Source organism: Rugamonas sp. GW822-FHT03B10 (assembly GCF_058801745.1).
Window position 1 is genome coordinate 1 of record NZ_JBXANP010000015.1, and the last position, 14,404, is coordinate 14,404.

Annotated in this window: 12 protein-coding genes and 1 pseudogene; 7 read left to right on the forward strand and 6 right to left on the reverse strand. The window is 61.2% G+C overall.

Annotated features, from left to right (window positions below):
- Positions 1 to 223: 223 nt before the first annotated feature.
- The 4 genes from AC1RQG_RS20565 to AC1RQG_RS20580 all read left to right on the forward strand — a co-directional run bounded on the left by AC1RQG_RS20565 (position 224) and on the right by AC1RQG_RS20580 (position 3,894).
- Positions 224 to 1,159 carry an SEL1-like repeat protein gene (locus AC1RQG_RS20565; RefSeq protein ID WP_493134093.1) on the forward strand — a complete coding sequence of 312 codons (936 nt, stop codon included), beginning with the start codon at positions 224 to 226 and terminating at the stop codon, positions 1,157 to 1,159.
- A 38-nt stretch (positions 1,160 to 1,197) separates the two neighbouring features.
- Positions 1,198 to 2,382 (forward strand): tetratricopeptide repeat protein, encoded by a 1,185-nt coding sequence (locus AC1RQG_RS20570; RefSeq protein WP_493134095.1) that lies wholly within the window; start codon positions 1,198 to 1,200, stop codon positions 2,380 to 2,382.
- Positions 2,342 to 3,433 (forward strand): tetratricopeptide repeat protein, encoded by a 1,092-nt coding sequence (locus AC1RQG_RS20575; RefSeq protein ID WP_493134097.1) that lies wholly within the window; start codon positions 2,342 to 2,344, stop codon positions 3,431 to 3,433. The genes AC1RQG_RS20570 and AC1RQG_RS20575 overlap by 41 nt, the downstream gene beginning before the upstream one ends.
- Positions 3,434 to 3,615: 182 nt before the next feature.
- The gene (locus AC1RQG_RS20580; protein WP_493134099.1) at positions 3,616 to 3,894 is read left to right on the forward strand and encodes a PAAR domain-containing protein; all 279 of its coding nucleotides are present in this window, start codon (positions 3,616 to 3,618) and stop codon (positions 3,892 to 3,894) included.
- A 5-nt stretch (positions 3,895 to 3,899) separates the two neighbouring features.
- On the opposite strand, the gene AC1RQG_RS20585 is transcribed toward AC1RQG_RS20580, so the two are convergent.
- Together AC1RQG_RS20585 and AC1RQG_RS20590 are read right to left on the reverse strand one after the other, a co-directional pair.
- Complete coding sequence (locus tag AC1RQG_RS20585) at positions 3,900 to 5,180, reverse strand: EAL and HDOD domain-containing protein (RefSeq protein WP_493134101.1); 1,281 nt, start codon at positions 5,178 to 5,180, stop codon at positions 3,900 to 3,902.
- A 480-nt stretch (positions 5,181 to 5,660) separates the two neighbouring features.
- Positions 5,661 to 6,545: pseudogene (locus tag AC1RQG_RS20590) on the reverse strand (23S rRNA (adenine(2030)-N(6))-methyltransferase RlmJ); the annotation flags it as partial.
- A gap of 245 nt (positions 6,546 to 6,790) precedes the next feature.
- Between AC1RQG_RS20590 and AC1RQG_RS20595 the strand changes: the two are divergent.
- On the forward strand, positions 6,791 to 7,048 hold the full coding sequence (locus AC1RQG_RS20595) for a hypothetical protein (RefSeq protein ID WP_493134103.1): 258 nt from the start codon (positions 6,791 to 6,793) through the stop codon (positions 7,046 to 7,048).
- Positions 7,045 to 7,257, forward strand: coding sequence for a hypothetical protein (locus AC1RQG_RS20600; RefSeq protein ID WP_493134105.1), 213 nt, complete (start codon positions 7,045 to 7,047; stop codon positions 7,255 to 7,257). Before AC1RQG_RS20595 ends, AC1RQG_RS20600 begins: the two co-directional genes overlap by 4 nt.
- Positions 7,258 to 7,356: 99 nt before the next feature.
- Here AC1RQG_RS20600 and aceA read toward each other — a convergent pair whose 3' ends face one another.
- From aceA to AC1RQG_RS20615, 3 genes are all read right to left on the reverse strand, one after another.
- A complete protein-coding gene (gene aceA, locus AC1RQG_RS20605) occupies positions 7,357 to 8,655 on the reverse strand; it encodes an isocitrate lyase (RefSeq protein WP_493134107.1) in 1,299 nt (432 codons plus the stop codon).
- A 315-nt stretch (positions 8,656 to 8,970) separates the two neighbouring features.
- The gene (gene rraA / locus AC1RQG_RS20610; RefSeq protein WP_493134109.1) at positions 8,971 to 9,465 is read right to left on the reverse strand and encodes a ribonuclease E activity regulator RraA; all 495 of its coding nucleotides are present in this window, start codon (positions 9,463 to 9,465) and stop codon (positions 8,971 to 8,973) included.
- A 36-nt stretch (positions 9,466 to 9,501) separates the two neighbouring features.
- Positions 9,502 to 10,773 (reverse strand): MFS transporter, encoded by a 1,272-nt coding sequence (locus AC1RQG_RS20615; RefSeq protein ID WP_493134111.1) that lies wholly within the window; start codon positions 10,771 to 10,773, stop codon positions 9,502 to 9,504.
- A gap of 105 nt (positions 10,774 to 10,878) precedes the next feature.
- Between AC1RQG_RS20615 and AC1RQG_RS20620 the strand changes: the two genes are divergently transcribed.
- Positions 10,879 to 11,670: an AraC family transcriptional regulator gene (locus AC1RQG_RS20620; protein ID WP_493134113.1), complete on the forward strand. Its 792-nt coding sequence runs from the start codon at positions 10,879 to 10,881 to the stop codon at positions 11,668 to 11,670.
- Positions 11,671 to 11,810: 140 nt separating this feature from the next.
- On the opposite strand, the gene clpB is transcribed toward AC1RQG_RS20620, so the two are convergent.
- Entirely contained in the window at positions 11,811 to 14,399 is a 2,589-nt protein-coding gene (gene clpB, locus AC1RQG_RS20625) for an ATP-dependent chaperone ClpB (RefSeq protein WP_493134115.1), read from the reverse strand.
- Positions 14,400 to 14,404 lie beyond the last annotated feature (5 nt).

Sequence of the window (14,404 nt, forward strand, 5' to 3'; positions counted from 1 at the left end):
TGACTTGTCGCCGGTCGAATATGAAAAGCGGTACTTCCAACGGCTCGCGAGTGTCTAGCAAACTCGTGGCGATTCAACTACTATTCTCTGTTGATCGGAAGCCAGGTCCTCCTGTGGTCTAGCCATGGTTATATTGCGGCTTCGTTGGAAATTATTCCTGGTTCTATTGTGTGCGCTAGCGGCAGGCGTCTTATGGGAACGTGAAAATTTAGAGGAGAGAAAATTGCACACGTTACCTTACGGATTTGAGCCCTTCAATATCTATGCGCCACCACCAGCATGTGGTCGCTGGAAAGAACACATGCCGGCCACTCGCGGCCCCAAGGCCTACCGTGTCTATATTGAAGCGCGAAAGCTCTGGCGCAGCAAATTTGGCTGGCAACTGTCTCGTGAGGAAAACACACGAATACTAACCGACGTGCGTACAGCTTCCGACCTTGGGGATTGGGGAGCACGCGCGCTGTTAGCCCACTTTTATCTTTATGGATTGGGTGTGCTCGATACTAATCATGTGCTTGATGCTGCGCCAGAGAAGGCGATTGAAATCGAGCGCATGGCGGCCAAAGAATTGCAGCCCTGGGCTATATATGACCTTGGTGTCGCCTATGAAAATGGCTATGGCGGGATGCCTCACGATACAGACTTGGCATGGGCATATTTTTTTAAAGCGGCTAAACTCGGCAGTCCTGAGGCCCAAATGGCGCTAGCAAGTGCTTACGCTCATGAGCGACTATTTGATAACGAGAAGACTATGCTGCAATGTGCCTACCAGCAAATGCACGGTGCAGCGGCGTATAAGTTAGCCCTCAAAGAGGAAGTTAAGAAAAACTTCGGCAATGCCATAAATTTCTATCAAGATGGCGTTAAGTTTGGCAGTCAAGACTGTGCATCAGCACTAGAGCTACTATTCGATGACGAACCGAATTCTAAAACCGATGACGATGAAAAAGACATTCTGAAATCGCTAAGTATGGTTGCAGACCCAGAACGCAGCCGCCGATATAACGCAATCAATGATGCTTTGCAAATCAACCCCGACCTCAAACTGACTCGCTTAGATGAGGTGCTGCCTTTGCCTCCGGCCAAGCTCCCCAGTTGGAATGGGGTTGCTAGTGCTGTCGAGCCTGAGGCGAGTGGCCCGCCAACTTATTATAGATGAACGAAAAAGCTGTCCAATGACGAGGAAACAATGGTGCAGTGTTCGTAAAAGCACAGCTGAGGTGGGATGACTACGGGGACATCTGTATCCACGCCAAGGTGGCAATGATAGGCGACGCCGCCGTCACTATAGGCTCTACCCATTGGAGAGCAATTGATTGCCCAACTATTGCCGTTTTACCCAGTTGTCTAGCCATGTACATTGCACGGCATCGTAGGCATGTCTTCCTGGCGCTAATGGCCGCGCTTGCGGCAGGCATCCTGTGGGCAAGCTGCCATTTAGTGGAGAAAAAATTGCACGCGCTACCTAGTGGATTTGAACAATTCAGCATCTACGCCCCACCGCCGGCATGTGGTCGCTGGAAAGAACATATGCCAACAACTCGCTCCCCTAAGGCCTACCGCATCTATATCGAAGCACGAAAGGTCTGGAGCAGCAAAATTGGATGGCAACTTACGCGTGCAGAAACAACTCGAATACTTGCCGACGTGCGTGAAGCAGCCGGCCTTGGGGATTGGGGAGCACGCGCGCTATTGGCTCACTTTTATCTTTATGGATTGGGTGTGCTCGACACTAATCATGTGCTTGACCCCATGCCCGAGAAAGCGGTTGAAATCCAGCGCATGGCGGCTAAGGAGCTACAGCCATGGGCGTTATACGACCTGGGCGTTACCTATGAAAATGGCTATGGCGGAGCACCCCATGACCCCGATTTGGCATGGGCATATTTCCTAAAGGCAGCTCAACTTGGGAGCCCCGAAGCGCAAATGGCGCTGGCCAGCGCCTACGCTAATGAGCGTAGATTTGATGATGAGAAAGCGATGCTGCAATGTGCTTATCAACAAGGGCACGGTCCAGCCGCATACCTTCTAGCGATAAAGGCAGGCATAGAGAAGCGCTACCAAGAAGCCGTCTCAATATGTCAAGAAGGAGTGAAATTTGGAAGTTCGGAGTGCGCCAGAGACCTTAAGATTATGTTCCATCGAGGATATTGGGATAGAAAATCAAACGATGAAAAGGATATCCTAATGGGCTTGGGTATTGGGATAGATACAGAGCGTAGCAATCGTTACAATGCCTCTCTTGACGCGTTGCAAATCAATCCCGATTTGAAGTTTAGTCGACTTGATTTGGTGCTACCTCTACCCCCTGCTCAGTTACCAGTCTGGTCAGGCATAGAAGATGCTGTTGAGCCTGCGCCAAACGGCCCTCCAATTTACTAACATACAGGGCGGTCGAGTGGCCTTGAGCACTGTTCGCGGGCGTTGGAGGACCATCTTTATCGCAGCTTTGGTGCTTGCGGCCGGCGGGCTTTGGCTGCGCAGCCACATACAAGAAAAGGCATTGCACACCATGCCTTATGGCCTCGAGAAGTTCAATATTTACGCTCCTCCGCCACCATGTGCCCGTTGGAAAGTTCACATGCCTATGACACGTTCCCCTGAGGCCTACCGCATCTATATCGAAGCCCGAAGGGTCTGGCGCAGCAAAATAGAGTGGCAACTTTCGCGAGAAGAGGCAACGCGGATACTCGCTGATGTTCGTACCGCAGCCGAAATGGGTGATTGGGGGGCACGGGCATTGTTGGCACACTTCTACCTTGCAGGCTTGGGACCGCTCGATACCAACCATGTGCTTGATGCTGCGCCCGAGAAAGCAATTGAAATCGAGCGAATGGCGGCCAAAGAATTGCAACCCTGGGCTCTCTATGACTTAGGCGTCGCTTACGATAATGGCTACGGCGGAGTGCCCTACGATACGGATATAGCATGGGCGTATTTTTACAAGGCTGCTCAGCTCGGTAGCCCTGAGGCACAAATGGCGCTGGCCAGCGCTTATGCTCATGAACGCCGATTGGATGACGAGGAAACAATGGTGCAGTGTGCGTATAAGCAAGGTCACGGCCCCGCCGCATTTGCACTTGGTGTTGATAGACGGACGTCAAAAAATTCAAAGGGAGCTGTCGCGTATTTTCATGCGGGCGTAAAGTTTGGCAGCGAAGATTGCGCTATCGCACTTCATCAACTCTTTGACGAAGGATATTGGTCAGCGACTGAAGAGGAGGAGAAGCGAGGCTTACAGGAGGTTGGAATTACTATAGATCCCGAGCGTAGTACGCGGTACCGAGCCATTTCGGATGCCTTGAAAATTAACCCGGACCTGAAGCTTACGCGATTAGATGAAGTAGTCCCGTTGCCTCCAGATACGCTCCCGACTTGGAAAGGTGTTTCTGATGCCGTCGAACTAGAGTCAAAAGGCCCACCGACTTATTGAGTAGACCGTGAAAGGTAAGCAAAGCAGGAAAAAAAAGAATTTTTGGGCTAGTAGGATGGAAATCACCGTCAATTAGACAAAACTTTACCGCTTCAAATTGCGCAATTACAGGCAGGACTGTACCACCCATCGATACAGGCAGGCCAGGAGCCCAAAAACCCACTTCCTGAAATAGGTGCAAAATGTCCACAAAGATCATCGTCGTCGGCGATTCAACTGACCATGGCGGCAAAGTCATCAGCGGTTCGGCTAAACATGACATCGGAGGCAAGGCGATTGCCCGGCTTGGTGACGATGTGTCCTGCCCACAGTTCTACCCAGGCGGCAAGCCGCATGGAATCAACAAAATCATCACGGCCCACGAAACGTTGACCGCCGGCGATATTCCCGTCGCAGTCGAAGGTTGCAGGACCGAGTGTGGCTGCACCTTGATTGGCAAGGTCAACGCGACGGTCGGATAAGCGCCCTACTGCATCCCATGCGCATAGTCATTGACCCAATCAAACGCCGCCAACTGTATCGCGTACAGCTCCGACGGCGATAGGTGCAACGCGTGCAGCATGCGGCTCAGGTTGTGGCCGTCGCCGTCCGTTTCGAGGTGTTCGATCAGGCTCAGCATGCTGCCGTACTCGCCACTGTGGTGCAGCAAGGCCGCGCGCACGTCATCGAGCACGTTCACACTGTTGAGCACGTCGTTCATGTGGATCGAGAACAGCGTGTCCATCAGCGACATGATGCCGACCGTGAAGCCGATATCGGCGCACACGCGCTGACCGGGGCGCAGCTTTTCCATCAGCAGTTCGATGGTCTTGCCGCGCGTGGTGGCCAGTTGCAGCAACGGCGACGTGAATTCCTGTTGCTGCCCGGTCTTCACATACAACAGGATCTGCAACCAGCGCTGCAACTGGCGCCGCCCGAGCACCACCAGCGCGTGCCCCACGGAATTGATGCGGTAGCGCGCGCCCACAGCCGGCGTGTTCACCAGCCGCAGCAAATTGAGCGTGATAACGGCGTCGTGCTTGACGCTGCGTTCGATGGCTTGGGTGTCCGCATCCTGGTTCAGCAAGTCCAGCAAATGCAGGATCGTCAATTGCGACGGGGCGAGCTTCTTGCCGCTGAGGATCACGGGGCGGGCGAAATAGTAGCCCTGGAAGTATTCAAAACCGAGCGCCAGACATTGCTGGAACTCTTCCATCGTTTCCACTTTTTCCGCCAGCAGCTTCTGTTTGGGATGGCGCAATCCCCGCGTCAACGACGACAGCGCCCCCGGCCGCACATCCTTGATGTCGACCTTGATCACGTCGCACAGTGGCTGCAACTTGCGCACGTCGTCCGATTCGGCCACCACGTCGTCGAGCGCGAACTTGAAGCCGGCCTGTTTGAGCTCCTGCACCCGATCGAGCACATCCGGCGTGGCTTTGACGGATTCGAGGATTTCCAGGATCACCTTGTCGGTGGGCAGGAAGTTGATGAAGTCGCTCATCAATCCCACCGTGTCCACATTGACGTATGCCATCTGGTCGCCCACCACCCTGCCCATGCCCAGTTCGGACGCGTGGGCAATCACGGTGGCGGTCGCTTCGGTGTGGTCGATGAAGCTGGCATCGTTGCGTTCGGCGGCCGTACGGAACAGTAATTCGTAGGCAACCAGGCGTTGCTGCCGGTTGAGGATCGGTTGCCGCGCCAGGAAGAAATTGTTGGCGTACGGCGGTGCTGCGGTGGCTGGCTGCGACAAGGTCATGGACATACCTCAGATCAGCGCTAGTGGCCGCGGCCGGTCCGCGGCAAGCCCGGCGGGTATGCCTTTGCAACATACCCGTTGATATAAGACTATACCCAGCCGTATAGTCTTGACAATATTTTCCTGCTTAAATCAGGGCTTGCGCGGGCCACTGTTGCGCGTAGCCGTCGCCGGGCCACGGCCACCGCTGCCGGCGCCGCCACGTGCTCCGGCAGGCCCGTTGCGCGGACCGCTTTGTGAGCCACGCGCGCCCGACTGCGGGCCGCGCTCACCGGATTGAGGACCAACTGCACCACCTTGCTGGCCACGTGCACCGGCCTGCGGGCCGCGTTCGCCGGACTGGGGACCGCGTGCACCGACCTGCGGGCCACGGGCACCAGGCAGCAGGCCGCGTCCGCCTGGCTGAGGACCACGCGCACCGGCTTGTGGACCACGGCCTTCGGCCTGAGCGCCACGCGAGCCCGACGACGCGGCACGCCCTGTCACCGGCGTGCCCGATTCCAGCGTGAACCGGGCGCCCTCATCCTTGCCCAGCGCCTGCACCAGATAGGGCATCACTTGCTTGAGCATCGGCTCCAGCGTGTACGGCGGATTGAGGATGAACATGCCGCTGCTGTGCAGGCCGAAGCCGTCCGGCATCGGGGTGTGCGTGGTCAGCGTGACATTGAGCCAGTCGCCGGCCGGCAGTTGCTTGAGCTTGTCGGCGAACTGGCGCGATTCCATGCGCTGCAAGATCGGGTACCAGACCGCGTAGATGCCGGAGGGGAAACGCACCAGCGCCTCGGCCAGCATGTCCTTGACCTTGCGGTAATCCATCTTGTCTTCATACGGCGGGTCGCACAGCACCAGGGCGCGGCGCGACGGCGGCGGCAGCAACGCTTTCAGACCGAGGAAACCGTCGCCCTTGGTGACGATGACGCGCTTGCCGCGCGTGGTCGGACGCACACCCTGCGCGGCGGCATGGGCCTCCACCTTGCGGAAGTTGTCGGCCAGCAGCTTGGCGTCGGCTGGATGCAGCTCGAACAGGCGCAGACGGTCTTGCTCGCGCGCCACCTGATCGGCGCAGTACGGCGATCCCGGGTAGTAGCGCATCTTGCCGCTGGGGTTCATGGCCTTGACCAGATCCACATATTCCTTCAGCGGCGCGGGCAAGTCCGTGCGGTCCCACAGCGGGCCGATGCCGGTGTCGTACTCGGCGTTCTTGGACGCGTACGTGCCGTCGAGCGCATACACGCCGGCGCCGGAGTGAGTGTCGATGTAGCTGTAGGCCGTATCTTTCTGATTCAGATACTGCAGCAACTGGATGGTCACGAAATGCTTCAATACATCGGCGTGATTGCCCGCGTGGAAGGCGTGGCGGTAACTCAACATAAGCTTGGTATTTCCTAAAATGGGTGGGCGGTGCGGCGGGCGCCGCGCGGGTGGCGTCCGGCAGGGAGCGGGACGCGCGACACCGGGCGCGATAAGCAGCATTATCGCCCAGAAACCCGGCCACGCCAAAAAAGCGTGCCGACGGCCGGGCGATGCCGAATGCGTCAAAGCGGACGCGGCCACACTAGCTAAGATGAAGCTGCCAGGCTGCACTCGCAAGCACGGCGTTCTTTATGGAGGATATCATGGCATTCAACAATGTCGGTCCGCTGACCTTCCTGGCGCCCGGACAGACCGCGTTCTGGAGCTACAGCTACGGCGACGACCACGGCACGCAATTCGCGTCGGCCGATGTCAAGACGCCGAACCTGGGCGCGGTCCATCTGGCCGACCAGCAGCGCAAGCGCAAGGACAACAATGGCGTGGCCACCTACTTCGTCGACATCCGCAACCTGGGCGCCGGCGGCTGCTTCCACAATCTGCAAGGCGGGGGGATGTCATGAAGATGACCATCGTGACCGATGACAGCGGCAACATCCTGGGCGCCGTCCAGGGCCATTCACTGTCGGAAACCAAAAGCGGCGTGCAGGCCACGGTGACGTTCGCGCCGGGCCACCAGACCCACATGGTCGAGGTGGACGACGACATGGCCAACATCGACGACGCCGATGTGTTCCAGCAACGTCTCAAGCAGCACCTGCCCAAGCATTAAGCCCGGGCCAGCAACAAGCCGCGGTGGAGCCTTGATGCCCCCCTGCGGCTTTTCATTGGCCCTATTTGCGTTACGCCCCGATATTCGTGTGCGTGCGCTTCAGGCCACCTTCTTGGCGTCGAAGAATTGCGCGTCCTCGGTCGAGCCATGCAGCGCCGTGGTCGAGCTCTGGCCGTTCTGGATGCACTGGGTCACGGCGTCGAAATAGCCGGTGCCCACTTCGCGCTGGTGCTTGACGGCCGTGAAGCCGCGCTCGGCCGCCGCGAATTCCGCTTCCTGCAATTCCACGAACGCCGACATCTGGCGCCGCGCGTAGCCATGCGCGAGGTGGAACATGCCGTAGTTGAGCGCATGGAAACCGGCCAGCGTGATGAACTGGAACTTGTAGCCCATGGCGCCCAGCTCGCGCTGGAACTTGGCGATGGTCGCGTCGTCGAGGTTCTTCTTCCAGTTGAACGATGGCGAGCAGTTGTAGGCCAGCATCTTGCCCGGGAACCGGGCGTGCACGGCTTCGGCGAAGCGCTTGGCGTAGATCAGGTCCGGCTTGCCCGTCTCGCACCACACGAGGTCGGCGTACGGCGCGTAGGCGAGCGCGCGCGACACGGCTTGCTCCAGCCCGGGCCTGACCCGGTAGAAGCCTTCCACCGTGCGCTCGCCCGTGCAATAGGGCTGGTCGTTCTCGTCCACGTCCGAGGTCAACAAGTCGGCCGCCTCCGCGTCGGTGCGGGCGATCACGAGCGTGGGGACGCCCATCACGTCGGCCGCCAGCCGCGCCGCCGTCAGTTTCTCCACCGCCTCGCGCGTGGGCACCAGCACCTTGCCACCCATGTGGCCGCATTTCTTCACCGACGCAAGCTGGTCCTCGAAGTGCACGCCGGCCGCGCCAGCATCAATCATGGACTTCATCAACTCGTAGGCGTTCAGCACGCCGCCGAAGCCCGCTTCGGCGTCAGCCACGATGGGGGCGAAATAATCGATGTCGTTCCTGCCTTCGGACCACTGGATCTGGTCCGCGCGCTGGAAGGTGTTGTTGATGCGCTTGACCACCATGGGCACGGAATTGGCCGGATACAGCGACTGGTCGGGATACATTTCGCCGGCCAGGTTGGCGTCGCCCGCCACCTGCCAGCCCGACAGATAGATCGCCTTCAACCCCGCCTTCACCTGCTGCATGGCCTGGTTGCCCGTCAACGCACCGAGCGCGTTCACGTAGGACTCATGGTTCAGCAAGTGCCACAACTTCTCCGCGCCGCGCCTGGCCAGCGTGTGCTCGATCTGCAGCGAACCGCGCAGGCGCACCACGTCCTCCGCGCTGTACGTGCGGGTCACGCCGTTCCAGCGCGGGTTGGTGTCCCAGTCGTGTCGCAGGGCGGCGATTTGCTCTTCACGGGTGGCCATGGTGTTCTCCTCAATTGCGTAACAGCGTTAAAACGAAATCCGTTAGAACCATCATAGCCCCAGTTGTGCCACGCAACAATACTCTTATATAAGACATATAAGCGGATCGAAGTCACTGAAAATCAAGCACTTAGAATTTGGTTTTCAGGATGCGGAACGTAATTTCTTACTTTGAAAGGACGTGATGCTGCGCATCCATATCGCTTTTTACGATATGAAACGTACTTCTCGCCTGATGAAAAATGGAAGGGAGGACAGAGTCGCCACCCAACAGACGGTGGCCGTCCGTTGGGCAGGAGGAAGAAATACGCTGGTTTATGCCAGCTTCTGCTGCGCCACAAGCACACCATCGGCATCGACGTAGATCCAGTCGCCGGGACGCACGGTCACGCCGGCCATCTGCACCTGGATGTCGCGCTCGCCCGCGCCGCGCTTGCTGCTCTTTTGCGGATGGGCGGCCAGCGCGCACACGCCGATGGCGCAGGCGTTGATTTCATCCGTGTCGCGGATGCAGCCATTGACGACGATGCCGGCCCAGCCATTGTCCTGGGCCAGCAACCCCAGCTGGCCGCCCACCAGCGCGCGGCGCAGGCTGCCGCCGCCGTCGATCACCAGCACGTTGCCGTTGCCGGGCGTCTCCAGCGTGCTGCGCACCAGCGCATTGTCCTCGAACACCTTGAGCGTGGTCGCGCGGCCCGCGAAGCGCACGTGCTGGCCATAGTGGCGGAACACGGGCGGCAGCACGGCCAGGCGGCCATCTTCCAGCATGGCGGCGTTGTCGTCGCACAGATCGGTGGTTGCAAAGCTCATCGTCATTTCCACAGGGTAGTTAAGATGGCGACCATTCTAAGCCGTTTGCGGCCGCGTTGGGCGAACCTGCCCGCCCACGCCCAGCGCGGTGACGATCACCAGCGCCTGGAACACGGCGATACCGGCGAACACGCCGGCCGGGTGGCCGCCATCCATCAGCGCGCCGAACAGCAACGGGCCCAGCGCCAAGCCACTGTCCAGGCCCGAATAGACCACGCCGAACACGCGGCCGGTGGCGTTGGCCGGCGCCGCGCCGCGGATCATCAGGTCGCGCGAGGGACCGGCCACGCCCGTCACCAGGCCGATCAGCCCCATCAGCACCAGCGCCAGCCAGGCCGGAACGGCGGCGGTGGCCAGCACCAGCGCCATCAGCGCAGCCAGACCGAAAGCGAGCATGATGGCGCGCTCGTGGCGCACCGAGCCGGCGCCCAGGAAGCCGCCGTACAGCGTGCCGACGGCCGATGCCACCATGTAGGCCGTGTAGCCGGACGCAGCCCAGGCCAGCGGCATGCCGTACAACGTGACCAGGCTGGTGACGGCGAACGACTGGATGCCGGCCAGCGCCACGGCGGAAATCAGGAAGAAAGCGAAACACATCCACACTACGCGCAGGCGCAGGAAGGCGAACGAGCCTTCGCGCGCGCCGGCCGCGTCGCCGGTGTGGACGGCGGCCGGCACGGAACGCAGCGCGTGGCGTTGCCAGACCAGCAGCGCCAGCACGGCGCACGGCACGGCGGCCGCGCACAACAACGCCGTGCGCCAGTCGCTGCGGCTGGCCACATAGGTCAGGAACAAGGGCGAGACGGCCCAGCCGATATTGCCGCTGATGGCATGCACGGAGAAGCCATGCGCGAGCCGGCTGCGCGTCACGTGTTCGTTGAGGATGGTGTAGTCGGCCGGATGGAACACGCTGTTGCCGCAGCCGGCCACGAAGGCGCCCAGCACCAGCATGGCGTAGCTGTGCGCGCCCGACAGCAGCAGCGCGGACAGGCCCAGCAGGCTGATGCCGCCGAACAGCACGCTGCGCGCACCGAGCCGGTCGACGACGAAGCCGGCCATGGCCTGCCCCACGCCGGACACGGTGAAGAACACCGTCATCAGCAAGCCCAGTTCCGCGTAGCTGAGCTGGAAGGCCGGCTTGAGCCATGGGATCAGCGCGGCCAGGATCACGTGGTAGAAGTGGGACGTGCCGTGCGCCAGGCCCACCAGCCCGATCACACGGGCATCGCGCCGCAGGGCGTCGGCGCCGTCCGCCGTGGCCGGCGCGGCGGTTGATACGGGGGCGGCGGAAGATGTATTGCTGCGCATAATGTCGCTCCGGTTACAAAACAGGTGAGCCAGTGTAAGCAAACCACGCGCGACTGATTTAAGATAGCCGGACAAATTTTATCGAAAAACTGCCAAGCTAGCCTCATGGCCATCCCCATCGCCACCCACACCCAGTTCAACTGGCATTGCAACTTTCCCACGCCGACCCGGCCCGTCACCTTGTCCGGCCGCGACCTGCAGGCCGACGACACGCTGCTGCCCCACGCCCATCCGTGGGGCCAGGTGACGTATGCGCTGGAAGGCGTGATGCGGGTGACGGCCAACAACAGCAGCTGGATCGTGCCGCCGCTGCGGGCGATCTGGATCGCGCCTGACGTCGAACACGCGATCACGGTGCTCGAAAGTGCGCGGCTGCGGCCATTGTGCGTGCACGCCGAGCGCGCACCGTTTCCGGGCAACGAATGTCAGGTGCTGGAAGTATCGGGTTTGCTGCGCGAACTGATCGTGGCGCTGGAACAGCACGACCAGCACGAACAGTCGGCGCGCGAAGTGTTGCTGGGGGAATTGATCCTCGACGAGTTGGCCCGTTCGGCCACGCGCCCGATCCGGGTACCGCTGCCCGGGGATAAGCGGCTCAAGGCCCTGTGCGCGGCGCTGATGGCCGAGCCGGGTGCGGAACACACGCTGAAGGACTGGGCAGCCCAGGTCGGCGCGTCCGAACGCACACTGGCGCGGCTGTTCGAACGCGAGCTGGGCATGGGCTTCGGCCAGTGGCGCCAGCAGGTGCGGCTGGCGCACGCCGCGCCGATGATCGCGCGCGGCACGCCGCTGCTGGTGGTGGCCCAGGAACTCGGTTACACCAGCCAGTCGGCGTTTTCCGCCATGTTCAAAAAGACCTTCGGTTGCTCGCCATCGGCCTTCTTTGCCGATCAGTAGCGCACGAAGTCCGCCTCGTCCGACGCCCGGAAATTGCTGGCCAAAACGTGGCTGGAGAACTGGCGCGGCTCGTCCGCCCAAAAAAAGGCCGGGGATGGCATGCACCCATCCCCGGCCTGCGAACACCGTGGCGGCGTCGCTTACTGCTGGGCTTCGAACACCAGCTCGCCGTTGCGGACGTCGATCTGGATCGTCTGCTTGGGCCCGAAGTTCCCTTGCAGGATCAGCTTCGACAGCGGATTTTCGATCTGCTGCTGGATCGCCCGTTTCAGCGGTCGCGCGCCATACACAGGATCGTAACCAGCCTCCGCGATCTTCTGCAGCGCCGCCGGCGTGACCGTGAGCGCCATGTCCATCTTGGCCAGACGATCCTCGAGGATCTTCAGCTGGATCTTGGCGATCGCGCCGATGTTCTTCTCATCGAGGCCATGGAACACGACGATCTCGTCGATCCGGTTGATGAACTCGGGACGGAAGTGCGAGCGCACCTCGGCCATCACGGACAGCTTGATCACACCCGGATCGGCATCCTCCATCGACTGGATCTTGTGCGAGCCCAGGTTGGAGGTCATGATGATCACGGTGTTCTTGAAGTCCACGGTGCGGCCCTGGCCATCGGTCATGCGGCCGTCGTCGAGCGCCTGCAGCAGCACGTTGAACACGTCCGGATGGGCCTTCTCCACCTCGTCGAGCAGGATCACGCTGTAGGGCTTGCGGCGCACGGCCTCGGTCAGGTAGCCGCCCTCGTCGTAGCCCACGTAGCCGGGTGGCGCGCCGATCAGGCGGGCCACGGAATGCTTCTCCATGAACTCGCTCATGTCGATGCGGATCATCGACTCCTCCGTGTCGAACAGGAAGCCGGCCAGTGCCTTGCTCAACTCGGTCTTACCCACGCCCGTCGGGCCCAGGAACATGAACGAGCCATACGGACGGTTGGGGTCCGACAGACCGGCGCGCGAACGGCGGATGGCGTCGGCCACGGCCGAGATGGCCTCGTCCTGTCCCACCACGCGCTCGTGCAGCTTCTCCTCGATGTGCAGCAGCTTGTCGCGCTCGCCCTGCATCATGCGCGACACGGGGATGCCGGTGGCGCGCGACACCACCTCGGCGATCTCCTCGGCGCCCACCTGGGTGCGCAGCAGCTTGGGCTGGCCTTCCTTGCCGGCCGCCGCGCCCGCGTCCGCCTGCTTAAGCTGGGCTTCCAGTTCCGGCAGGCGGCCGTATTGCAGCTCGGAGACGCGCTGCCAGTTGCTCTCGCGCGTGGCCTGCTCCATCTGCAGCTTGATGCGGTCGATCTCTTCCTTGATGTGGGAGCTGCCCTGCACCACGGCCTTCTCGGCCTTGAGCACTTCCTCCAGGTCGGCCAGTTCGCGGCCCAGCTTGACGATCTCCTCCTCGATCAGGCCCAGGCGGCGGCGCGAGCCCTCGTCCGTTTCCTTCTTGACGGCTTCCTTCTCGATCTTCAGCTGGATCAGGCGGCGCTCGAGCTTGTCCATCACTTCCGGCTTGGAGTCGATCTCGATCTTGATCTTCGAGGCGGCCTCGTCGATCAGGTCGATCGCCTTGTCGGGCAGGAAGCGGTCGGTGATGTAGCGGTGCGACAGTTCGGCCGCCGCGATGATGGCAGCGTCCGAGATGGCCACCTGGTGGTGCAGCTCGTACTTGTCCTGCAGGCCGCGCAGGATGGCGATGGTGGCCTCCACGGACGGCTCGTCCACCAGGATCTTCTGGAAGCGGCGCTCGAGCGCGGCATCCTTTTCGATGTATTTGCGGTATTCGTCGAGCGTGGTGGCGCCCATGCAATGCAGTTCGCCACGGGCCAGCGCCGGCTTCAGCATATTGCCCGCGTCCATCGCCCCTTCCGCCTTGCCGGCGCCCACCATGGTGTGCAGCTCGTCGATGAAGACGATGGTCTGGCCTTCGTCCATGGCCAGTTCCTTGAGCACGGATTTCAGGCGCTCCTCGAACTCGCCACGGTACTTGGCGCCGGCCAGCAGGGCCGCCATGTCGAGCGACAGCACGCGCTTGCCCTTGAGCGAATCGGGCACCTCGTTGTTGACGATGCGCTGCGCCAGGCCTTCCACGATGGCGGTCTTGCCCACGCCCGGTTCACCGATCAGCACGGGGTTGTTCTTGGTACGGCGCTGCAACACCTGGATGGCGCGGCGGATCTCGTCGTCGCGGCCGATCACGGGGTCGAGCTTGCCGGCGCGGGCGCGCTCGGTCAGGTCCAGCGTGTATTTCTTGAGCGCTTCGCGCTGGCCTTCGGCTTCCTGGCTATCGACCTTGTTGCCGCCGCGCACGGCGGAGATGGCCGCCTCCAGCGCCTTGCGGGTCAGGCCGTTCTCGCGCGACAGCTTGCCGGCGTCGGACTTGTCGTCCGTCAACGCCAGCAGCACCATTTCGCTGGAGACGAACTGGTCGCCCCGCTTCTGCGATTCCTTGTCGGCCAGGTTGAGCACGGCCACGAATTCGCGGCTCACCTGCACGTCGCCGCCCGTGCCCGACACCTTGGGCAGGCGCTGGATCGACGATTTGAGGGCGTTGGTCAGGCCGTTGACGTTGACGCCGGCCCGCTGCAGCAGCGAGCGGGCGGCGCCGTCGTCCTGGTTCAGCAGGGCCGTCAGCAGGTGCACCGGCTCGATGTAGGGATTGTCGTTGCCGACGGCCAGCGATTGCGCATCGGCCAGTGCTTCTTGCAACTTGGTAGTGAGTTTGTCTTGCCGCATGGAGT

Coding starts and splice junctions, on each gene's coding strand:
- AC1RQG_RS20575 (WP_493134097.1), top strand. CDS start 2,342: ATGCTGTTGAGCCTGCGCCAAACGGCCCTCCAATTTACTAACATACAG.
- AC1RQG_RS20580 (WP_493134099.1), top strand. CDS start 3,616: ATGTCCACAAAGATCATCGTCGTCGGCGATTCAACTGACCATGGCGGC.
- AC1RQG_RS20585 (WP_493134101.1), bottom strand. CDS start 5,180: ATGTCCATGACCTTGTCGCAGCCAGCCACCGCAGCACCGCCGTACGCC.
- AC1RQG_RS20595 (WP_493134103.1), top strand. CDS start 6,791: ATGGCATTCAACAATGTCGGTCCGCTGACCTTCCTGGCGCCCGGACAG.
- AC1RQG_RS20600 (WP_493134105.1), top strand. CDS start 7,045: ATGAAGATGACCATCGTGACCGATGACAGCGGCAACATCCTGGGCGCC.
- aceA (WP_493134107.1), bottom strand. CDS start 8,655: ATGGCCACCCGTGAAGAGCAAATCGCCGCCCTGCGACACGACTGGGAC.
- rraA (WP_493134109.1), bottom strand. CDS start 9,465: ATGAGCTTTGCAACCACCGATCTGTGCGACGACAACGCCGCCATGCTG.
- AC1RQG_RS20615 (WP_493134111.1), bottom strand. CDS start 10,773: ATGCGCAGCAATACATCTTCCGCCGCCCCCGTATCAACCGCCGCGCCG.
- AC1RQG_RS20620 (WP_493134113.1), top strand. CDS start 10,879: ATGGCCATCCCCATCGCCACCCACACCCAGTTCAACTGGCATTGCAAC.
- clpB (WP_493134115.1), bottom strand. CDS start 14,399: ATGCGGCAAGACAAACTCACTACCAAGTTGCAAGAAGCACTGGCCGAT.